Raw genomic sequence first — 22,184 nt, 5'->3', positions numbered from 1 at the left:
GTTCATTGAAAATGCTAGAATCTTGAACTAAATAGACATCAGTCATGTTCTTTACCTCCTTTTAATGAAAATGCTCCTCTCAGTTTTACTTGCTGTTGAGCATCCGTGACTTCAATGGTCCCGTGCAGGTCATCCGATTCTGTTTTTTCGATCTTTGTTTCAGTGATTATTAGCTCTTCCCCAGGGTAAGTAGGCGACTGAAAACGAACCTGAAATTTTGCTAGTTTTCCCTTTGGATACCATACTTCCAGTGCTTTTGAAACCAAGCCCATGATATACATACCATGAGCAATTGGCTGTGGATGGCCGCTTTTTCTGGCAGCATCGGGGATGGTGTGGACAGGGTTGAAGTCACCTGAAGCTCCTGCATACTGGATTAAGTCAATGGGTTGTATATGCTTAACTTTATATTGTTTATGGGACAATTTTCCCCCTCCATTCACGGGCACAGGTGCAATTTAAGGCATTTTAATCAAAGTGATCATACATACAACTGTTAGTTCATTAAATTGATTACGGTACATCGTCTTCAAATAATAAAAGGTCATATTTCGCTTTTCCTCGATTCTTTCTACAGTAAGCGTGGCGGAAATAGTGTCACCTGCACAAATTTCCTCATAGTATTCATATGATTGTTCACCATGGAGGACCTTTTCCGGATGAAGCTGTAACCGATCAAAAAATTGATAAAGATCGCAATCATTTGTGTACTCAATGACGGTTGGAAAAGTTGGAGGGGCCAAGACATCACGATAACTCTGTCGCTGTGCTTCCTCTTGGCTATAATAAATCGAATTTTTGAGACCCAGTACCTTAGCAAACGTTTTGATTTTTCCCCGTTCTATCTCGAAAGGCTTGTAGTGGTGCGTCATCTCCTCTTTCATCTCATCCCTCTTTTTTACAAGATTTTGTTTGTCCGTGTTAAATTCGCCAAGTTAAATAAATTGGCAATCGGAGATTGAAGCTTCCGAAACCGATCGTCGTCTGCTGCACCTTTTTTCCAGCGATAATAAAGCTGTTGTAATATGACAGCAAGCTTGTAAAAGCCGAATGCCACGTAATAGTCAATGTGTGAGATGTCACGACCGCTTACCTTGGCATACTGTTCAGCCATTTCCCTTCTTGAAAAAAAGCCTTTCTGATTGGTCACTAGCGAAATTCCCATGTCTGGATCACCCGCTTCTCCCCAGTATGCAAGAACTGCCCCAATATCTGTCATCGGATCGCCAATGGTTGCCATTTCCCAGTCAAGTACCCCTTTTACTACGCCAGGGTCATGTGGGTCTAGGACGAGGTTGTTAAGTTTAAAGTCATTATGAACAATCGTCGTTTCGACCGTTGCCGGCATTTGTTTTATCAGCCATGCCTCCAGTTCCGTAACTCCAGCAATTTCATGCGTTTTGGACACGCTGTAGCGTTTAATCCAGCTATGAACCTGCCTTTCCAAAAATCCTTCTGGTTTCCCAATATCCATTAAGTTTGCTTTCTTGTAATCTACTTTTTGAAGCTCAATTAAGCTAGTAATGATACTTTTTGATATGCCAGGGCCAACCAGCTCTGAAGGTCCATACGTGTCTGGAAGAACATCATTAACGACCACCCCTTGCTTTTTTTCCATGAGGTAAAAATGCCGCCCCATAATGGCAGGGTCGTCGCTGTATAAATAGGGTTTGGGGGCAAGGGGATAGACTCCATGAAGTTTGGATAGAATGGTATATTCTCGTTTAATATCATGAGCTTTCGCCGGAATTTCACCAAACGGCGGTCTCCTTAACACCGATTCCCAGTCCCCAAACGACAGTAAATAGGTGTGATTGGAATAGCCTTCAGAAAATTTCTTAACCTTCAAAGCTTCATTCGGGATGCCTGGAACCGATTCTCGGATCAACAGTTCCAATAAACCCCAATTAATATGTTCGTGATCAATATATTGGTTGACAGTCTTCATCATCCTTAATTCACCCCTGTTTACTTGCCGTAATAGGTCGGAACACGTTTTTCCTTAAAAGCCATTGCCCCTTCTAGCATGTCTTCGGTCTGACAAAGATCAGCAAAGCATTGTGTTTCAAATGCTTGACCTTCCTCAAACGTAAGATCTAAACCTTGAGTAATCGCTTGTTTTGCTTTTTTGATCGCTAACGGACCTTTGCTTGCGATTTGTTCAGCAAGTGCTAGAGCTTCGTTGACAGATTCACCGTTCGGAACCACCGCTTCAATCACTCCCCATTCATACGCTTCATCGGCAGAAAGGGCTGCACCTGTAAAAATCATTTTCTTTGCCCGGCCAGGACCAATTAATTGTGTTAACCGCTGTGTCCCGCTGTAGCCTGGCAAAATCGCCAATCCGGTTTCGGGTAAACCTATTTTTGCTTTTTGCTCAGCAATTCTAATATCACAAGCCAGTGCCAGTTCTAGTCCTCCGCCTAATGCAATACCATTTATCGCACAAACTACCGGAAACGGTGCATAGGCGAGCTTATCAAAAATCTTTTTCCCTTTCTCTACTAATCTCGCACCCTCAGTGGCATCGAGATGAAGAAATTGATTAATATCTGCACCTGCAACAAATGCCTTTTCACCTGCTCCGGTGACGACTAGTGCTCGGCAGTCCAATTTGGCGAGAATTTCATCAACCATTTCGTCTAAATCACTTAAAAGTGCATCAGTCAGTACATTCAATGGCGGATTTGCAATGGTCAGCAGGTAAACAAATCCTTTTTGTTCGTATGTAACCAACATTCTGACCTCTCCCTTCCTATTTGGGATGTATAAAGTCTCCCATTCCTATACACAGGCACGACATCTACTTTTTCCACATGGTCAATGACCCATTGAGTGCAGCGCTCATAACCAGTTCTTCTTAACAGCCCTGCCGTCTCACTTTCCAGCAGGTTAACAAACTGTTTTGACTTGGCATAAACGAAGGAATCTCTTGCAAGCCTTGCTGCATCGGAAAGCTCAAAGACATTATTCCTTGTGAGGTGATCAATGATTTGTCCAGACCCGATAAAATCTTCCATGGAGAGACGTCCAGCATTTCCGGAACAGATAAGGACAATCGACGACCCATCGTCCTGCTGCCTAATATGTTCGGCGACAGTGTGGCCATTGATAAGCGAAGACGCATATAGCGCCTTCGCCTGCTTAGCTTTTTCAATCGCAATCGTTCCATTCGTTGAGCAAATAATAGCTGGTTGTTTTATCTTGGTGGTTTCGATTAACATGGGGTCTGGATAATTGAAATTCTCAATCGATTCTCCCTGCCATTCGCCCATTAACAAATATGGGCTGTTCTGCTTCTTTACGATATCAAGTGCTGATAATGCGTCTTTTACGGCATAGACAGGTTCATAGCCTTTTTCAAGTAAATAGGTAATTGTTGAGGTGGCCAGTAAGACATCGATGACCACCGCTGTACAATTACGAATCATTTCCGAATCGACTAATTCTTTTTGCGTGATCACATGGATTTTTCTCATTTTATTAACTATTTCTTTCTATTTTAAATAGGAAAGAAGGTTCTTTCTCCAGCAGGTTTCTTATCAGAATGAATAGGTTCTCGACAATGATTAAAGCAAAACCTGCGGGAATTAAAAAGAACAAAGGATATATCGGGTATAATGTTCCCGCCGCCGGAAAGGACATTTTTCGTGCCAGCCCGTCCATGGCATAGTCCCAAGTAAATTGCGTCATTAGTACAAGAATAAAGAGTTCTATAATAATCATTCCAAAAATAAACACTTTCTTCGTTCTATTCTGAAAACGATCCATCAAAAGGTCCATTCTTGGAAGAACATTAGATGAATACATATACGCTAGAGCTGGAAAAACGAGGATCGGCATAAAGTAGTTCTGAACAATTTCAAACCCGCCGTTAATCGTGTCGCCGCCAGTGTTCCGCAAAAATACATCTACGGTAATAAACAACATCATCCCAAACAAGCTGATTCCGCTAATCCATACTCCTATGAGCTTAATCCAATTAAAATATTTGTAGGCATTTAAAATCCCGTTCATTCCTCATCATCCTTTCTGTTAAGAATCCATTGAATTTGGCAGGTATGTGGCAAGTTCAGGGAAAAGAATCATTAGTCCACAGACCACAACGAGTGCAGCGAGGGCAAACACCATCCCTATACGGAATATCGGTTCTAATCGTATATTACTGACACCTGCTACCGCATATACACTTAACCCAACCGGAGGAGTGAGTAGACCGATGGTACAGATAACACCGACAAAGACACCGAACCATAATATATCAATCTGCATGGCATTGATAATTGGAAGGAGTACTGGAATAGACATTAAAATGACCGCAGCCCCTTCAATGAACATAAACATGATGAAAAGCACCACAGAAATCACGATAAGCACTAATGCTGGAGTATCCATAATTGGCTCAAGCATCGCAATTAATTTTCTAGGAATTAGGGAAAGCGAGATGAATCGGCCAAAGATTTGCGCCCCAATCATGATAATTAGAACCATACCTGTTAACCGAAGCGTTTCGATAACAGAGTATTTGATAAAATTAAAATTCACCTTTCCTAACACAAGTGCAGCTAATAAAGCCACAAATGATCCTACCGCACCTGCTTCTGTTGGAGTGAAAAGACCACTATAAATCCCTACGAAAATGACTGCCATCACTAAAAAGGAAATGAAAATGACGGTTATTAGCCGTGGTACGGAGACATAATGTGCTTCTTCGACTGTTGCAGCTACTTCGTCTTGAGCAACGTGCTGCTTTTTTTCCATTTTGTAATAAACCAGCATCACAGCGATAAACACTAACATACATAGTATTCCTGGGATCACTGAACCAATAAATAACGAGCCTATAGGAGTTTCAGTAGCTACTCCATAAAGAATTAAAATGATACTTGGCGGAATAACTCCTGAAAGAGAGCCCGCTGCTGCTGCTATTGCCCCTGCAAGCGGTCCACTATAACCGTGTCTGCGCAGCTCTGGAACTGCGACCTGACCAAGTGATGCGGCAGTGGCTGTACCAGAGCCTGATACTGCCCCAAGCAGTCCTCCAATAATCATGGTTAACACACCCAACGCACCATTTTTTCCTCTGGATACCTTATGTACCAAGTAAAAAATGTCTTTTACAATGTCCGCTTTCAAAATGAATTGGGCCATCAACACGTACAATGGAATCGTTGTTAACGTATAACTTGCCACTCGGTTAAATGGCTCGTTTCCTAAGAGTCCAGGTAAAATATCGAAGCCTTCTAATAAAATAATCCCAATGATTCCACAGGCAAATAACACGGAATGAATGTACAAGCCAGACAGCAGAAAAAGGACTAATAATGTAAGTGTGATGGTAATGACGATTACTGCATCCATTTTACTCCCCTACCTTCCAATAATTATGTGTCCCTCATTTCCTAGCTTCAGTTCATAAGGGCAATTAGGAGTATTACCTATAAAAAATAATTTTCTTATCAATAAATGCATGTCAGGGCTAGTCACGAACAATGGTACTGTGACTAGCACCCTTTTTTTCTGTTTTATTTCATTTTCTTAACGCCGTCTGGGACGTCTCCGCCTTGTTCGAGAATAATGTCACGCCATAAAGTGACTAACTTGTTCCCTGGCTGTCCTTGTTTTTCAAGAAGGCTAGCATAATCCTTCCAGGTATCTTCAATCCCCTTGTTAATTAAATCTTGAACTCCTTGATCGAGGGTGGAAAATTCAACAAACTTACCACCATCCGCTTCATTTTTCTTCATCATATCTTCCGAACGCTTAATCCACTCATCTGCTCCTTTTGAGAACAATTCTTCGTTTGCCTGGGTCATAGCCTCCTGGACATTCTTTGGCAGACTATCCCACTTCTCATTACTCATGCCAATAAACGCATTAAAATGTCCGAAGTTTACTCCTGTAATTGTGTATTTGAATAGATCCTGGAAACCATACCCGGACCAGTCAGCTATACTATAGTAACTGCCATCAAATGAGCCTCTGCTGAGTGAATCATACATTTCAACCGCAGGCATCGTAACACTGTTAATGCCAATGATTTCGGAGTATTTTTCATGGATGCGTGAAGGAGTACGAAGAGATGTACCTTTCACATCTTTGGCAGTCTTAAATTCTTTTCCAGTTGTAGAAATCGAATACTCCTGAGTTGTAGCAACTGGGAAAATTTTAAAATCACCAAACTGCAATTCAGAAAATGTTTTTCCATCAGCAAGTTCAACATCACTAGCTAACAATTCTTTCCATGCATTCGAACCGATATGGGCATCTGACTTTGCAAGTGGGAGCATAGTAATCTCAGCCATTGCATATTGATCCGGTTGATAGATGGGAAGTACTAGACCGACATCTATTGTGCCGCTTAAAACAGCATCTCCTTCATCCGGTGTCGAAACAAGTTCGCCTCCAGCGAATGTTTCAAACTCCACTTGCCCATTCGTCAACTCTTCTACACGTTCCATCCACGGAATCATATTAGCTGACCACCACGCATGCTGGGAACTTAGACCTGTAGCTGCCCGTAGTTTAATGACTTCGCCCGTCTCACCTTTTCCGCCTGTCGCTCCACTTTTAGATGTTTCTGACGAGCAGGCTGCCAAAATCATGAAAACGCTTAAAATTAGTGTCAATAAAATCCCTTTTTTCCCTTTTCTCACACGTGTATCCCCCTCGTTAATAAATGGACATGACTATATCTCTTTCAAGGCTAAACGCCTTTTTAATAGCCTTTTACGAACGTAACACCAATATTATTAAGAACCTATAAAACTAGCTTTTCTTTTCTCAAAAAAGGCGGATACACCTTCCTTGTGATCTTCTGTTTGAAGTAATATTGCCTGTATCGTATTCTCCTGCATAAGTGCTGTTTCATGATGAAGAGAAGGGGCTGTATTCACAAGATACTTGACATACTTGTTTGCTACTGAAGGTCCATTTACAATGAACTCAGCAAAAGTTTCCGCCTCCTGTACGACATCCCCTTCTGCTAAGCGGTTAATCATTTGATATGACAACGCTTCTTCGGCGGTAATAGTTTTTCCTGTGGAAATCCATTCCTTAACCAAAGGTGGTGAAATCCTCTCTGATAGAAGCTTAATTAATCCAAGGTCAGGAATTAAGCCAATATTCGCAAAACTTAAAGCAAATTTTGCTTCCCTTTCAGCAACAATGAAATCACAGGCGAGGGCGAGACTAAAGCCTGCACCGGCAGCGTAACCATGGATCGCAGCTATTACATACTTATTGAGCTCTAGAATCTGTCGGGTAAGCCCTGAAACAAATTCAACCCACTCAGCAGCCTCTGCTTGATTTTTCAATTTGTTCATAGAATCAATATCTCCACCGGCACAGAAGGATTTGCCGTTGCCTGATAGAATGATTACTTTCACAGCTTGATTGTTTTCCAATCCAAGAAGTGCTTCCCGTAATTCCGCCACTAAATCCCTTGATAGAGCATTTAGCTTACTTGGCCGGTTCAAGATAATATGTCCTATTCCTTGTTCAACCCTTATTTCAATAAATTCACTCATAAGCGCCCCCCTTTGTCCCAACTACTAATTTTCCCCATGTTTCCCGGCTTCCCAATTGATTTAAGGCTGCTGGAACTTCTTCGAAGGGATAATTGTGATAAATAAGCGGTTTAATTTTTTTTGCTTTGTATAATTCCATCAGCTCGTCATGTGCAACTTTCACCTTTTCTGGAAATAGCTTCCTAAAGTAGCCAAAGTGGACACCAACGAGTGAGTAATTTTTAATTAAGGCATGATTCATCGGTGCTTCAGGAATATTCCCTCCCGCAAATCCAATAATTAGCAGCCTTCCATCAAATGCGATACATTTACGTGACAAATGGAACACATTTCCTCCCACTGGATCAAAGATTACATCTGCCCCATGCCCTGCAGTTTCCTTCTTTACTCGTTGACTAAAGTCTTCTTCTCGGTAATTGATAACAACATCGGCACCTAGCTGCCTGCAAATTTCGAGCTTTTCATCCGTTCCAGCGGTTGCAATGACTTTTGCACCAAGGGCTTTTCCAATTTGGATTGCGGCGGAACCAACTCCTCCTGAACCTGCGTGAACAAGAAGCGTCTCGAAAGGCTGGAGAAGTGCTTTTGTATGTAAAGCATAGTAAGCAGTATGGTAGGTAATATACATCGCAGCAGCTTCCTTGTACGAGAGCTCATCTGGAATCGGAAAAACATCATCTTCCTGTACAATGACTGCTTCTGTATATCCTCCATTAGGCAGAAGTGGAACTGCCAGAACACGCTGACCGACAGTTAGTGACACACCCTCTCCAACTTCTTCAATCACTCCCGCCACTTCCGCACCAGGGGTAAACGGAAGCACAGGTTTCTCCTGATATTTTCCTTGGCATTGCAAAATATCAAAGAAATTAAGTGCGAAAGCCTTAACTCGAACCACTACTTCCCCTCTTGCCGGGAGCGGCCTTTCAATTTCCCTAATTTCAAGAGCCTCTTCCGGTTCTCCTAACGTTGTCACAAACCAAGATATCATTGGTGTAGCACCTCCTATAGCTGCTCTTTAATTTCTAATCTGGCAATATCTCTTAAATGGACTTTGTCTGGTCCATCAACAATTCTAAGCGTCCTTGCATTTGCATAATGTGCAGCAAGTGGGTAATCATCGGAGACACCAGCTCCACCAAAAACCTCGATGGCACGATCAATGACTCGAATTGACACTCGTGGCACAGCGACTTTTATCATGGCAATTTCTTTTCTTGCTGCCTTTACTCCTTCTTGATCGATCTTGTTAGCGGCATGCAGGGTAAGTAATCTTGCCTGCTCGATGTCAATACGGCTTTCGGCAAATTGTTCCCTTATCGTCTCTTTATCAATTAGTTTCGAACTAAAAGCTTCACGACTATTGGAACGCTTGATCATCAAATCAAGAGCACGCTCAGCAGCTCCAATCGCACGCATGCAATGATGAATTCTTCCTGGTCCTAAGCGTCCTTGAGCAATTTCAAAACCTCTACCTTCACCTAATAAAATATTGGATACTGGGACGCGCACATTGTTGTAGTGGACTTCAGCGTGCCCGTTCGGTGCATGGTCATAGCCAAACACCGGCAAATGTCTTTTCACTTCCACTCCAGGCGCATCAAATGGTACAAGAATCATGGACTGCTGTTTGTGCTTCTCTGCATTCGGGTCGGTTTTCCCCATTACAATAGCTACTTTGCAGCGTGGATCTAGTGCCCCTGTTGACCACCACTTTCTTGCGTTTATTACATACTCATCACCGTCGCGCACAATACTGCTTTGAATATTGGTTGCGTCCGAAGATGCCACATCCGGTTCCGTCATCGAGAAAACCGAACGAATTCTTCCTTCTAATAGCGGCTCAAGCCATTGCTTCTTTTGCTCTTCGGTCCCGTACTTAATGAGAACTTCCATATTCCCTGTGTCTGGTGCATTGCAGTTAAAGATTTCCGGTGCCAGCAGGGAACGTCCCATTATTTCGCATAGATGAGCATATTCATAGTTTGAAAGTCCACTGCCGTATTCTTTATCGGGAAGAAATAAATTCCATAGTCCTTGCGCTTTCGCTTTCTCCTTCAATTCTTCAATCATAGGGGGAATTTCCCACCGATTTTCTTGACGGTTCAATTCTTCTTCAAAAACCATTTCGTTCCGATAAATATGTTCCTCCATGAATTCAATAAGTTGTATTCGTAGTTGCTTAGCTTGACTCGACAGTTCTTTTAACATCGTTTTCCCTTCTTTCTTTCAAACTGTTTTTTAGAATTTTTCCAGCAGCATTTCGTGGCAGTTCATCTAGGAATTCGAATAACTCCGGAACCTTAAATTTTGCAAGATAGGTTCGACAATGGGCTTGAATGGCGGGAATGTCTACTTCTTGCAGCTGGTCGCTAACGACGAAAGCTTTCACACGTTCCCCATAAATCGGATCTGGTTCACCGACAACTGCCGCTTCACGAATCCATTCAAGCTTCTTCAAGACATCCTCAACTTCAATGGAAAAAATTTTCTCTCCTCCACGATTGATCATGTCCTTTTTACGATCGAGAATATAATAGTATCCCTCCTCATCCATTGTTCCAATGTCACCGGATTGCCAATAGCCATTAGTAAAGCTCTTAGAATTAGCATCCTCATTTCTCCAATACTCTTGGATGACCATTGGCCCCTTAATGTAAAGTTCGCCAACTTCACCAACATTGCACTCTTTTCCCTCACCATTCATGATCTTGATATCCGCCACTGGAACCGCCAAACCAACGGAAGCGACTTTTTCTGGCGGATGAGCTCTTGGCATTAGCGTTGCTGGAGATGAAGTTTCGGTTGAGCCATAGGCATTATGTAGTTCAGCATTAGGAAAAGCACTTTGGAGTAGTTGGTAGGTTTGTTTGTAAATAGGTGATCCACCATAGGCAACTTTCGTGACAAAATCAAAGGTGTGTTTTTTGAATTCTTCTTCAGAGGACATCATGATGAAAATAGTGGGTACGTTGAAAAGGAAGTTGATTCGATGCTGTAAGGTGAGTTCGATGTATTTCTTATTTTGGTAACGTTCCATGCTGTAGGATGTACCGCCGACATAGACCATGTGCAGGAGTTGACCGACTAAACCAGTAACATGAAACATGGGGACTGCAATCAAGGTTTTCATTGTGGAATTAGTGTTAAATACCGATTGGTAATTCATTAAGCTGTGAATGACTCCAATGTGCGATAATACGGCCCCTTTTGGCCTGCCGGTTGTCCCGGATGTATATAAAATAAAGGCAGGATCAACCTCTTCTAGTAGGGTAAGGTCAGGAGTTGAATTTCTACTATCCATTAAGTGGGCAAATGAATCCTCCCCATCTATGAGAAAGATATTTGTCTTCTCTGGGAGAGCATTTTCATTAATCTCTTTTATTTGGCTCAGTTGGGGTACAAATTGACTATCACTAACAATGACTTTAACTTCAGAATGACTTAAGATATATGCCATTTCATCGGGTGATAATTTAACATTGACTGGGACCATAATCGCGCCAAGCTTAACGCAAGCAAAGACTAGGAGCGGAAAGTGGTAGCGATTACCGATAATGGTGGCAACCCGGTCTCCTTTTTGAATGTTGTATTTTCGTTGTAGGTTGGCAGCTATTATGCTTGAGTATCTTTTTAGCTCTTCATAAGTGAGTGATCTTTCCTCGGTTACAATCGCCTCCTTTTGTTTGTTGGCAGCGAGCTGCATGTTGAGGATATCGTTGATATTCTTTGGCCGGTTTGCAAATACTCTAATCGACTTTCTTCCGAATAATTCCACTTCTTGAATCACACGGTGTGCCTCCCTCTTATTTTAAAATTTTCAAAATAGATTTTGTGTATTTTTCAATCACTTCTTCTTTCAATAACCGACCATTTGGATTATACCATTGCTGCACCCAGTTCATGGCCCCAAGTATTATCATTCTCTCGATGGAAGGCTCCTCTACACAGAAATCACCACTTGCGATTCCCCTTTTGATAATTTGGTCGAATAAACTCTCGTATTCTTTTCTCAGCTTTAACACGAGGTCAAGCTGCTCCTCATTATAAAAACGCTTTGGCTCCATAATGAGGTTGAAAACTTCTTTCTCTTCAATTGCATACAACATGTGGGTAGAGATCATTTTTACAAGAACTTCTGTTGCACTTCCTTCCCCTGAATTCAGTATTTCTTTCAGATCCTCTGTTGCCTGGGAAAGGACAAAGTTATGACATTGGTACATTAAATCACTTTTATTTTTGAAATAATAATAGAGGGACCCTTTAGTCATTAAAAGTTCGGCTGCAATTTCCTCCATGGTTGCACCACTGTAGCCTCTTCTATTCACTATTTCAATGGCTGAAAGAAGAATTTGTTCCTTCTTTCGGAGGATTTTCTTTTCTGAAAGTTTCATAGGATCACCGCTTTGATAGAAATTAGAAATCAAAGGAACCGCTTACATTATCTTTTTAAACAAGGTTCGGTTTTTAAACCTTATTTAATTATCTGAATATTTGGTATTAAGTATAATTTAACAGCACCTTTTTAACTTTGCAAGCATTTTTTTGAATGATGTTTTATTTTTGAACCACGGTTAATTTTTGTATATGAAAAACAGAAGCAGGTGTAACTTCTTCAGATGATAGAAACCTCTTGTATTCAAGGATCATACCTTCATTGGGCTTTGAGACAGGTGCGATTTATTAATATTTTGATAAAACATAAAAAGCTGCCGAATTGGCAGCTTTTCGAACATTAATTTAACTAGAACTAATTTCTTTTTCTAAAAATTTCCCGCATTTTTCATCATTTGATTTTCGCTTAAAGCCCTTAATTTCTTAATATCAAGACGGATAAGCAGTGAAACCGTTAGAGCGACAATAAAGATTCCTGAAAAAATGATTAATGTCCCCTGATAGCTTCCGGTTGTTTCTCTAACCCAGGACACAAAAATCGGTCCTGCTAAACCTGCTGCAGCCCATGCAGTCAAAATATATCCATGAATAGCACCAAGCTGCTTAGTTCCAAACAAATCGCCAATATACGCCGGTATGGATGAAAACCCTCCTCCATAACAGGTCATGATCATATAAACGATTATAGAAAATAGAATTCCTACCGTTATATTTGGAAGCATAAAAAAGGCAACAATTTGAAAAGCAAAGAATAGTGTGTAGACATTTGGTCTTCCGATATAATCAGAGATGGTAGCCCAAACAATCCTTCCGCCGCCGTTAAATAACCCCATGATTCCCACCATTGTTGCCGCCCCAGTTGCTGTCATACCTACTAGCTCTTGAGCCATCGGCGATGCAACCGAAAGAATCGCAATTCCACAGGTAACATTGATAAATAACATCAACCATAACGCCCAAAACTGTCTTGTTCTGACTGCCTCATTTGCCGTTAGCTGACGCAAATCTTCTTTTAATTTCATACCACCTGATTTTTGTCCTGCCGCTGCCATACCCTTAGGTACCCAACCTTCTTTCGGCGGAGCAAGATATTGTGCAGAGCAAAATATGATAATGAAGTAGGCTGCTCCAAGTAAATAGAAGGTGTTAGAAATCCCATAGTTCACGATTAAATAATTCATAATCGGACTACTGATCATGGAAGCAAATCCAAATCCCATTATCGCTAGCCCTGTTGCAAGTCCTCTTCTATCAGGGAACCATTTTACCAAGGTAGAAACTGGTGTAATATAGCCAACTCCTAACCCAATTCCAGCGATCATTCCATAAAATAAATAGAGTAATAGCAATGATTCTATTTGAATAGCAAAACCTGCCCCAGCTACTCCAGTCCCAAAAAACACAGCGCTAAGCGTTCCAGCAGCTCTCGGTCCAAACTTCTCGACAAAATGCCCTAAAAAGGCTGCAGATAATCCTAAGAAAAGTATAGCTAAGCTAAATGTGAACGAAATTTGCTTTAATCCCCAGCCCATTTCCTGTTGAAGTGGTTTTGTGAAAACACTCCAAGCGTACACTGATCCAATCGAAATATGTATGCCAACCGCCGATAGCGCGATTAACCAACGCTTTTTTGTATGCATTCATCCATCCCTCTTTCCAAATTGTATAATCTCGTTGATTCTAAAAGGTTAATCTTCATAGGTTAACATCAATTTAGAAGCTGCTGTCTGTGCTCTTTCTCTAGCATCATCGACAGATTCCCCGTTGCTTAACACTACCGCCATTCGTCGCCCCACTTTGGTTTCTGGTTTTCCAAATACTCGAACCTGTGTATGAGGGACGGATAAGCTTTCTGCTATTCCTGATATGTGGTACTTCTTACTTTCTTTTATAGCCTTAATCGTATGACTAGCACCCGGTTTCACTAGCTGAACATCTGGAATTGGATAGCCTAAAATCGCCCTTACATGTAAGGCAAACTCAGATAGATCTTGTGTAACCATGGTAACCATCCCCGTGTCATGCGGTCGTGGTGACACTTCACTAAAATAGACACCTTGTGGAGAAAGAAATAACTCCACTCCAAAAACTCCGAAGCCGCCAAGCCCATCCGTGATTTTTTTTGCGATATCCTGTGCCTCTAGGATTTGCGCCTCTGTCATGTCATGCGGCTGCCAGGATTCAATATAGTCACCATCTTTTTGGACGTGTCCAATAGGTGCACAAAAGGTTGTGCCAGAAGCGGAACGTACAGTTAATAGCGTGATTTCAGATTCAAAAAGGATAAATTCCTCCACAATCATTCGGGCTTTCTTCCCTCTTCCACCTGCCATCGCCTCATTCCAAGACCATTCCACATCCTCCATGGACCGGCAAATCGTTTGCCCTTTTCCAGAAGAGCTCATAATGGGTTTTATAACGCATGGTGTCCCGATTTTCTGAACAGCATTCCTGAGTTCGTAAAGGGTGTCCGCAAAGGCGTACTTCGCTGTGGGAAGCCCTAGGTCCTCGCTGGCCAATCGGCGGATTCCTTCCCGATCCATCGTTAAGTTCACAGCATTCGCTGTCGGTACGATACGGAAACCTTCTTTTTCAAGTTCCACTAGTGTTTCTGTGGCAATCGCCTCAATCTCGGGAACCACCAAATCTGGTTTCTCTCTTTCTATTACACTCCGAAGTTCTTCTCCATCAAGCATGTCCACCACATATGAACGGTGAGCCACCTGCATGGCAGGAGCATTTTCATAACGGTCAACAGCAATGGTCTCGAGCCCTAGTCGCTGCGCCTCAATAATCGTTTCTTTTCCAAGTTCACCTGAACCAAGTAACATGATCTTTTTCGTCTGGGTACCAAACACCTAACACAACCCCTATCGTTTGTCTTTTGATTATATTATCCTATATTTTCACCGATGACAAGCTATTATTTTTACTAAAATACGAACATTAAGCCTGAAAATAACTATTATTATTCGTATATAAAATGAAAGCGATATCGTAATAGATATTAGTTGACAGTTTATCTGAATACGTGTAACTTAACAGGTAATTACATACGCAAGAATACTCTTATCAAGAGAGGTTGAGGGACTGGCCCTATGAAGCCTCGGCAGCAGACTAATGAATAGTACTGTGCCAATTCCAGTAGTGAATGCTTGAAGATAAGAAGAGATTTGGTTATGGACTTCCCCCTCTTCTTATTTTTTAGAAGAGGGTTTTTTATTATCTAGAAAGAGGGTAAGAAAAGATGACAAAAACACTAGTTAAAGCTCCGTTTAAAGCCGATCATGTAGGGAGTTTTCTTCGAACAGAACCGATTAAAGCAGCAAGAAAGGCTTTTGCAAACGGGGAGATCGATAGAGCAGCCCTAAAGGAAGTTGAGGATAGAGAAATTAAGAAACTGGTACAAAAACAAATCGAGGTAGGTCTTAAATCAATTACCGATGGCGAGTTCAGACGTTCTTGGTGGCACTTAGACTTTTTAGCAGGTCTCAAAGGTGTAGAATTCTTTGAAAGCCAATATGTGAGTGCCTTTAAAGGGGCGAAAACAAGAAATAATGCCATTAAAGTCGTTGGTAAGGTCTACTTCGATCAACATTATATGATTGACCACTTTGAGTTTTTAAAACGAGCGGTTGAAAAATATGGGGATGGAAGCCAAGTAGCGAAATTCTCCATTCCTAGCCCAAATATGCTTTTCACTAGAATTCAAGGTGATGAGTATTATAACGGCAAAAAAGAGGAGTTTTATAACGATACTGTTGCTGCATACAGAAAGGCAATTCAAGCATTTTATGATGCAGGCTGTCGATACTTGCAATTAGATGATACGTCTTGGATTGATTTCGTCTCGGAAGAACGAATTACTGCTGTGGTTGAAAAAGAAGGCATAAACGTACAAGAAATTATCAAAGCAAGAGTTGCATGTATCAATGACGTCATCGCAGACAAACCCGATGATTTGTTAATTACAATGCACATTTGCCGAGGTAATTTTAAATCTACGTATATTACTAGCGGAGGATATGACCATATTTCTGACGCGATTTTCGCTGAGTTAAATGTGGACGGACTGTTCCTAGAATACGATGATCAGCGTTCTGGTGATTTTGAACCATTAAAAAGCTTTAACCGCCCCGATTTGACTGTCGTTCTGGGATTAATCACTTCAAAATTGCCGGAACTTGAGAATGCTGACACCATTAAAGCCCGGATCAACGAAGCAAGCGAGTTTATCCCTTTAGAAAACTTGGCACTAAGTCCGCAATGTGGCTTTGCTAGTACAGAAGAAGGAAATATTTTAACCGAGGAAGACCAATGGAATAAAATCAAACACGTTGTGAATCTAGCTACTAGTGTTTGGGGGACTATTTAACCCGTTTTGGGGTATGTTTTTGGTATATTAGAGCGAAAATATGCAAGGGAATCAATAAACTTGCATATTTTCGGCTTATCCGTTACATCTCTTATTATGTAATGCTACCTGTTAATCTAACAAGGAGTTATCCTTTACCTTTGGATAAAGTCTCAATCGTTTTGAGCTTTTGTAGTATAACCTTTACAAAAATGCCCAGTAAAATATAGGGTGGTATAGAGTAAATGTGTTTCCACTTTAACAATTTATAAATCCCCAGCCATTCGAAAATCCTTTCCCCGACAAATGCAGCGAAAAGGGAAAATATGATTATTCCTACTAAGTACGATTTCCACTTTGGGAACCACTGATAAAGCATCATATAAAAAAATGGCATAACAGAAAAATCAGCAACTGTCCATAAGTCTCTTTCTAAAGGTGTTAAGGTGAATGGATAAATCCAATAACCTAGCGAGGAACCAATTTGGTCTAATATGAATGCAATACAAGTTACAATAAGTCCAACTAAACTTATTTCTCTTATTCGAGTTTTATCTACCAATTTCCACCATATAAAAAAAGGAATAAGTAAAGTAAAAATCATGATCCACCATTGATGAGTAAAAACAACTTCCTCAGTCCAGTAATCCAACCACAACTTGTGTAACTGTCCATAGTGCTTTTCTATCTCCTGAAACTTATCCATGTCGCCTCCTTTCTATTTCAGTATGCTTCAACAAAGATAACATATGTGAAGTTGACAATAAAAAAGCACTCTTCATTAGCCCAATTGTCGTTAAACAAATTCTAATTGACTTAACACTAAAAAAACCCTTCAATCCATAAATGAAGGGCTTTTCTCATATTTCGTCTTCTGGAAAACCTACAATCTTCATCATTGCTATTAAATATCCATAGATATTCAGCAAACTGCAATACAGAAACAAGAGATTAAATTAAAGTAGGGATTAACTTTTTATTAGAGATTTGGTTTTAATCTCTATCCTTTTATTGGAAAGTATAGTTTCATTCCTGGCTTTAGTTTAGTTCCTTGTTTAATAAAATGATTTTTTTGGAAGTAATCATAACTGGATTTTTCGGCCAATTGTACTTTTCTCAAACCTAGCCACCATAAGAACCCCATATATGGAGTTATAGACAACCAAGTACCTGCTTTTAACAATAAAAAATTATAAACCCCATGTAATAGGGCTGGAAGTAATAGTGATATGATCAACCAAACCCATTTTGATTTTTTGGTGAATTTGGCTCTGCTAATATAATAACCCATAATAACACCAAACAACGCATGACTTGAAACAGGCAGTATTGCCCTTGTAAGGGCATAATCCATCCCATTAGTCATCAAATAAAAAATATTTTCCACCGTTGCAAACCCCAAAGATACGGAGGTTCCATAGACGATACCATCGAAAGGTTCATCAAATTCAACACTCCTGTATGCACAAAAAAATAAAACGGACCATTTAAATATCTCTTCAATTAAACTCGCAGAAAATATGGCGTTAATGGAATTATATATAACAACATTTTCTGCTTTCAATATATATTCAATAAATGCTATCGGAAAGAAAACCAATGCCCCCGATATAAATGTAAAAAGGATCATAGATACGGGTTCTGGTTCATGCTTATCTTTCAAATAAAAATAAGTTAATAATGCTAAACCTGGAGCAAATCCAGCGAATAATATCCCTAACATATCAAACCCCTTTCAACCTTATATTTAAAAATTATCCCAACTATATAAACATACTAGTTTATTTGTGATGTTAATAATTCATCTACAACTTTAGTGAGCATAAATAAATACATCTAAACTTATTATACCGTTTATCCTAAGTGCCTGCAAAGTTGCAATGATTTGAACAGTGTGATTCAAAAATTGTAATCTCTTAAACAACCAGATTATTTTTTTACATCAATAGAGGTTTATAAGGTCTAATGAAGAAACCCCAGATGCACATGTTGATAAATAAATGGTAAAAGAATTGCCATCTCTACCCGTATATATTGCGAAAACCCAGCCAAAATTGGTTGGGTTCTAATTTTCCTATATATCATTTCATCAGGCATCATTAACGTAATGATTTTAAAGCTCCACTCCAAGCAATAACTTGGTCAAGCATAGCATTTACATTATCTAGGTGTAAATCTTGAGGTTTGAATTGAGTTCCATTTTCAAAATCTGTAAATAAAGACAATGTAGGGTGTACTCGAACATCCGCAATCAATAACTCACCGCAGATTCCACGTAAATGCTCAGCAGCGCGAGCACCACCTGTCGAACCATAGCTAACAATTCCTGCAGCTTTGTTGTTCCAAGCTTCTCGTGCGAAATCAAGTGCATTTTTCAATGCTCCTGTGATACTGTGATTGTATTCAGCTACGATGAAAACGAATCCATCTAGACTAGCAAGTTTTCCGTTCCAATCTGCTATACCTGGCTCGGAACCATCAGTTGTACCTAAGAAAGGCAAATTAAAATCTGCAATATCTACTATTTCGTAATTTGCATCTCCGCGTTTATCTGCGATTCCTTTTACCCATTCGCCAACTTGTGGACTTACACGTCCCTGACGAGTACTACCTAAGATAATTCCAATATTTAACTTTTCAGTTGTCATGTCTTCTTCCTCCCTACTTTGTGTACCAAATAATTTGCTTAAAAAACCCATTCATACACCACCCCTGGATAATATTCCTCCTTTTTCACCTTAAAATACCACTAACAAACCTAATATTTGTTAATTTACAATTCATTATTCCTACGAAAAATAGCGCTCACCATTATTATTTTCAACCCTAATAGTTGGACATATTATCCGTAGGAGGTGATAAAGTGGCTGAAGAAAAGAAAACTTCCAAACCTATTGAAACTAACAGTAATTTAGATCAATACAACAACGATCGACACAATGATAATGCTAAAGCAGCAGCGGCAAATGAACCAATTACCCCAAGAATTAATACAGATAATCTTTAACAGTACGTTTATTAGGGTACCAAATGTTTTTATTTCCACATCCTAAAATAAAATGATTCATTAATAAAGAGCTACCCCCATAGGTAGCTCCTTTAGTCGTTATAAAAAACGGGTAATTATGACTGTTACAATCATGAAAGTATTAACAACACTATATACACATAAACCCATTCAACCAAAAGGACACCTTTGTCAATTATACTTAGATTACTTCCCTAGTTTGCTCTTTTCTTGTAGGAGCAACCGAAATGCCTGTGGTTTCTTCAAAGTTATATAAACTTGTAGGCAAATCAGTAAATCGTTCTAATTCATTATAAGCTGGAATACCGTGGTACGACATATCCAAACCTTCTTCTTCCTCACGTTCGCTAGCTCGTAATCCAACAGTCTTTTCACATACCTTGGCCATAAATGTACCACCGAGAAACCCCCAAACAATTACAACTGCAGCACCTAATAATTGTATTTTTAAAAGTGAAAAATCACCCGTTGTTAAAAAACCTTGAGACGTATCAAACAATCCAACCGCTATCGTTCCAAAAACACCATTGAAGCCATGAACGGCTACGGCTCCTACTGGATCATCAACTTTTAAATGGTCGACTAAAAGTGTTGCATAAATCACAATGACTCCGCTGATGGCGCCAATTATTATCGCACTCCATTGTGAAACAAAGGCACATCCAGCTGTTACAGCTACAAGACCAGATAATACTCCATTAATCGTCATACTAGGATCTGCTTTTCCGAATTTCTTCATTGTTATAAGAAGTGCTGAAGTACCTCCACTTGCTGCAGCCAACATCGTATTAATGGCAATTGAAGCGAGGGCAGTATTAGAAGCATCTAATGTGCTTCCTGCATTAAAAGCAAACCAACCGAACCATAAAATAAACGCACCAGCTGAAGCTAAAGGAATATTACTAGGCGCAAATACATTCGCACTTCCATCTGAATTAAATCTTCCTTTTCTTGCTCCTAAAACTTTCGCCATAGCAAAAGCCGCAAAACCGCCAACCGCATGAATAGCAGCCGAACCAGCAAAATCCTTTATTCCTAATTTCGCTAACCAACCATCGCTGTTCCAAATCCAGTGACCTGAAAGGGGATAAATGACGGTACAAATAAGAGCTGCTGTTACAATATAGGCTTTAAAATTCATCCGCTCTGCAACTGCACCAGAAACAATTGAGATACATGCCACTGCAAAACCCATTTGAAATAACACAAAAGCTGCACTTGGCAATTCGACAGAAAGAGCAATCTTTTCTGGACTCCCAAATAAATTAGTACCGATAAATCCAAAGGCGTCTTTTCCAAACATAATAGCAAAGCCAATTAACCAAAAAGCTAAAGCTCCAATCGTTAAATCCACAAAAATTTTCATTGTTACATTGACAGCATTTTTAGTTCGGACAAGACCCGCTTCTAGCAAACTAAATCCGCCTTCCATAAATAAAACCATTGCTGCAGCTAATACAATCCAAACGGTATTTAGATACATTAATTCCATGTCGGTTAGTCCTCCTTATTTGCTAGATCATCTATATCAAAGTCTGTGGTACCTGTTCGAATGTTATAGGCTTCTAGAATAGGATAGACATATATTTTCCCGTCCCCTTCTTCTCCAGTTTGAGAGGAGACTATAATAGTATGTATCGTAGGCTCGACCATGTAGTCTGAAAGGACAATCTCCAATTTAACTTTTGGATGAAGAGTCACGTTATAATTCTTACCACGATAAACTCCTTGAGTATCCTTCTGTTTCCCTCTACCGACCACCTGTGATACGGTAAAGCCTGTAATTCCTATATTCTTCAAACCCTTAATCGTCTCAGTCAGCTTTTCTGGTCTAATAATGGCCTCTATTTTTTTCATTTTATCTCCGCCTCTTTGCTCATGTTATGTTTCCTAACATCGATATGGTTAATAATATTACATGTATGAAAAACATGCAATAACCTATTGCGAAAATTATAAATAGTAAAATTATGAATTAAAATCTAAATATGACTATGAAAATTAAAAAGACATCCATGGATGTCTTTTTATTGTCCTTCTTTTTTTAATTATAAATTTGCAATAAAGAGCTACCCCATGGGTAGCTCCTTTAGTCGTTATAGAATTGTGTTTTTCATATTGGCGTACATCATCTTTACTGTCTCATCAATTTCATCTCGAGACATCCTCATCGCGTTTTCAGCACGTGCGTAACCAATTTCGGTTTTTCCGGCTTCAAGACCTTTAAATATCGCATCGGCAAATTCATCTACAGGAGTGCCAAAGGTATGCAAGCCGGCTCCACCTAAATCAGTATTAACTGCCGGCGGAGCAACTTCAATCACCTCAATAGCCGTATCTTCAAGCTGATGTCGTAAGCTCATGGTAAAAGAATGAACCGCTGCTTTCGTAGCAGAATAGATCGGTGCAATTGCCATCGGGGTAAAGGCTAAACCAGAAGATACATTAAGGATAGCACCATAATCTTTATTGGCAAAGTACGGCGCAAATAGCATCGCTAAATGAAATGGTGCCTCGATGTTGGAGGCTATTTCTTGACTATAATAGCGCCAATCTTCCTTTGGGTTCGTTTTAAGAACATGGTAGCGTTGCTGAATGCCTGCGTTGTTTACAAGCACATTCACATCAGGGTACTCGCTCGTTGCCCAGTCGAACAATGCAACCCGGTCAGATTCTTTGGTGACATCACAAACGCGTGTAATCAGCTCAGGATATTTTTCCTTTGCTTCCTGAAGCTTTGCTTCGCGTCTTCCGCAGATAATCACTTTATTGCCTGCTTTTATGAATCTCTCGGCAAACGCAAACCCGATTCCTGCTGCCCCGCCCGTAACAAGTATTGTATTGCCTGATAGTTTCATCCATATCCCTCTTTCGCCTG

Annotated in this window: 23 protein-coding genes and 1 riboswitch; of the genes, 2 read left to right on the top strand and 21 right to left on the bottom strand. The window is 40.2% G+C overall.

All coding sequences use genetic code 11. The features are described from left to right. Nucleotides 1-38: 38 nt before the first annotated feature. From QFZ31_RS02350 to purT, 15 genes are all read right to left on the bottom strand, one after another. The gene (locus QFZ31_RS02350) at nt 39-425 is read right to left on the bottom strand and encodes a MaoC/PaaZ C-terminal domain-containing protein (protein WP_307300617.1); all 387 of its coding nucleotides are present in this window, start codon (nt 423-425) and stop codon (nt 39-41) included. Between the two features lie 33 nt (nt 426-458). Further along, nucleotides 459-884 carry a MaoC family dehydratase N-terminal domain-containing protein gene (locus tag QFZ31_RS02345; RefSeq protein WP_307300615.1) on the bottom strand — a complete coding sequence of 142 codons (426 nt, stop codon included), beginning with the start codon at nt 882-884 and terminating at the stop codon, nt 459-461. Between the two features lie 14 nt (nt 885-898). Next, entirely contained in the window at nt 899-1,951 is a 1,053-nt protein-coding gene (locus QFZ31_RS02340) for a phosphotransferase family protein (RefSeq protein WP_307300614.1), read from the bottom strand. 17 nt (nt 1,952-1,968) lie between these two features. Beyond that, entirely contained in the window at nt 1,969-2,739 is a 771-nt protein-coding gene (locus tag QFZ31_RS02335) for an enoyl-CoA hydratase/isomerase family protein (protein ID WP_307300613.1), read from the bottom strand. Further along, a complete protein-coding gene (locus QFZ31_RS02330) occupies nt 2,697-3,479 on the bottom strand; it encodes a 2-phosphosulfolactate phosphatase (protein ID WP_307300612.1) in 783 nt (260 codons plus the stop codon). Before QFZ31_RS02330 ends, QFZ31_RS02335 begins: the two co-directional genes overlap by 43 nt. Before the next feature lie 4 nt (nt 3,480-3,483). Beyond that, nucleotides 3,484-4,017: a TRAP transporter small permease gene (locus QFZ31_RS02325; protein WP_307300611.1), complete on the bottom strand. Its 534-nt coding sequence runs from the start codon at nt 4,015-4,017 to the stop codon at nt 3,484-3,486. Nucleotides 4,018-4,035: 18 nt separating this feature from the next. Beyond that, nucleotides 4,036-5,361 carry a TRAP transporter large permease gene (locus QFZ31_RS02320; protein ID WP_307300609.1) on the bottom strand — a complete coding sequence of 442 codons (1,326 nt, stop codon included), beginning with the start codon at nt 5,359-5,361 and terminating at the stop codon, nt 4,036-4,038. Between the two features lie 164 nt (nt 5,362-5,525). Beyond that, nucleotides 5,526-6,656: a TRAP transporter substrate-binding protein DctP gene (gene dctP / locus QFZ31_RS02315; RefSeq protein WP_307300608.1), complete on the bottom strand. Its 1,131-nt coding sequence runs from the start codon at nt 6,654-6,656 to the stop codon at nt 5,526-5,528. 96 nt (nt 6,657-6,752) lie between these two features. Continuing rightward, entirely contained in the window at nt 6,753-7,529 is a 777-nt protein-coding gene (locus QFZ31_RS02310; RefSeq protein ID WP_307300607.1) for an enoyl-CoA hydratase/isomerase family protein, read from the bottom strand. Further along, on the bottom strand, nt 7,522-8,520 hold the full coding sequence (locus QFZ31_RS02305) for an NADPH:quinone oxidoreductase family protein (protein ID WP_307300606.1): 999 nt from the start codon (nt 8,518-8,520) through the stop codon (nt 7,522-7,524). Before QFZ31_RS02305 ends, QFZ31_RS02310 begins: the two co-directional genes overlap by 8 nt. Before the next feature lie 14 nt (nt 8,521-8,534). Beyond that, on the bottom strand, nt 8,535-9,740 hold the full coding sequence (locus tag QFZ31_RS02300; protein WP_307300605.1) for an acyl-CoA dehydrogenase family protein: 1,206 nt from the start codon (nt 9,738-9,740) through the stop codon (nt 8,535-8,537). Then, the gene (locus QFZ31_RS02295; RefSeq protein WP_307300604.1) at nt 9,712-11,319 is read right to left on the bottom strand and encodes a class I adenylate-forming enzyme family protein; all 1,608 of its coding nucleotides are present in this window, start codon (nt 11,317-11,319) and stop codon (nt 9,712-9,714) included. The genes QFZ31_RS02300 and QFZ31_RS02295 overlap by 29 nt, the downstream gene beginning before the upstream one ends. 16 nt (nt 11,320-11,335) lie before the next feature. After that, complete coding sequence (locus tag QFZ31_RS02290; RefSeq protein ID WP_307300603.1) at nt 11,336-11,923, bottom strand: TetR/AcrR family transcriptional regulator; 588 nt, start codon at nt 11,921-11,923, stop codon at nt 11,336-11,338. A 369-nt stretch (nt 11,924-12,292) separates the two neighbouring features. Next, the gene (locus QFZ31_RS02285; protein WP_307300602.1) at nt 12,293-13,564 is read right to left on the bottom strand and encodes an OFA family MFS transporter; all 1,272 of its coding nucleotides are present in this window, start codon (nt 13,562-13,564) and stop codon (nt 12,293-12,295) included. A gap of 48 nt (nt 13,565-13,612) precedes the next feature. After that, a complete protein-coding gene (gene purT, locus QFZ31_RS02280; protein WP_307300601.1) occupies nt 13,613-14,782 on the bottom strand; it encodes a formate-dependent phosphoribosylglycinamide formyltransferase in 1,170 nt (389 codons plus the stop codon). 208 nt (nt 14,783-14,990) lie between these two features. Further along, a riboswitch (SAM riboswitch) is annotated at nt 14,991-15,092 on the top strand. Between the two features lie 79 nt (nt 15,093-15,171). Here purT and QFZ31_RS02275 point away from each other — a divergent pair. Further along, the gene (locus QFZ31_RS02275) at nt 15,172-16,299 is read left to right on the top strand and encodes a 5-methyltetrahydropteroyltriglutamate--homocysteine S-methyltransferase (protein ID WP_307300600.1); all 1,128 of its coding nucleotides are present in this window, start codon (nt 15,172-15,174) and stop codon (nt 16,297-16,299) included. Nucleotides 16,300-16,426: 127 nt separating this feature from the next. Here the strand turns inward: QFZ31_RS02275 and QFZ31_RS02270 are convergent, their stop codons facing one another. From QFZ31_RS02270 to QFZ31_RS02260, 3 genes are all read right to left on the bottom strand, one after another. Beyond that, nucleotides 16,427-16,984, bottom strand: a complete 558-nt coding sequence (locus QFZ31_RS02270; protein WP_307300598.1) for a CBO0543 family protein — start codon at nt 16,982-16,984, stop codon at nt 16,427-16,429. 294 nt (nt 16,985-17,278) lie between these two features. Further along, on the bottom strand, nt 17,279-18,001 hold the full coding sequence (prsW, locus tag QFZ31_RS02265; RefSeq protein ID WP_307300596.1) for a glutamic-type intramembrane protease PrsW: 723 nt from the start codon (nt 17,999-18,001) through the stop codon (nt 17,279-17,281). Nucleotides 18,002-18,377: 376 nt separating this feature from the next. Next, nucleotides 18,378-18,977, bottom strand: a complete 600-nt coding sequence (locus QFZ31_RS02260; protein WP_307300592.1) for an NADPH-dependent FMN reductase — start codon at nt 18,975-18,977, stop codon at nt 18,378-18,380. Between the two features lie 164 nt (nt 18,978-19,141). Here QFZ31_RS02260 and QFZ31_RS02255 point away from each other — a divergent pair, with 164 nt between their 5' ends. Continuing rightward, the gene (locus tag QFZ31_RS02255) at nt 19,142-19,285 is read left to right on the top strand and encodes a hypothetical protein (protein WP_307300591.1); all 144 of its coding nucleotides are present in this window, start codon (nt 19,142-19,144) and stop codon (nt 19,283-19,285) included. 202 nt (nt 19,286-19,487) lie between these two features. Here the strand turns inward: QFZ31_RS02255 and QFZ31_RS02250 are convergent, their stop codons facing one another. From QFZ31_RS02250 to QFZ31_RS02240, 3 genes are all read right to left on the bottom strand, one after another. Beyond that, nucleotides 19,488-20,798: an ammonium transporter gene (locus QFZ31_RS02250; RefSeq protein WP_307300589.1), complete on the bottom strand. Its 1,311-nt coding sequence runs from the start codon at nt 20,796-20,798 to the stop codon at nt 19,488-19,490. A gap of 5 nt (nt 20,799-20,803) precedes the next feature. Beyond that, a complete protein-coding gene (locus tag QFZ31_RS02245; protein ID WP_179595824.1) occupies nt 20,804-21,163 on the bottom strand; it encodes a P-II family nitrogen regulator in 360 nt (119 codons plus the stop codon). Between the two features lie 239 nt (nt 21,164-21,402). Continuing rightward, nucleotides 21,403-22,164, bottom strand: a complete 762-nt coding sequence (locus QFZ31_RS02240) for an SDR family oxidoreductase (RefSeq protein ID WP_307300585.1) — start codon at nt 22,162-22,164, stop codon at nt 21,403-21,405. Nucleotides 22,165-22,184 lie beyond the last annotated feature (20 nt).

The sequence above is a fragment of the Neobacillus niacini genome, from assembly GCF_030817595.1.
Classification (GTDB): Bacteria; Bacillota; Bacilli; order Bacillales; family Cytobacillaceae; genus Neobacillus; species Neobacillus niacini_G.
This window is presented reverse-complemented; position numbering and strand designations above follow the sequence as displayed.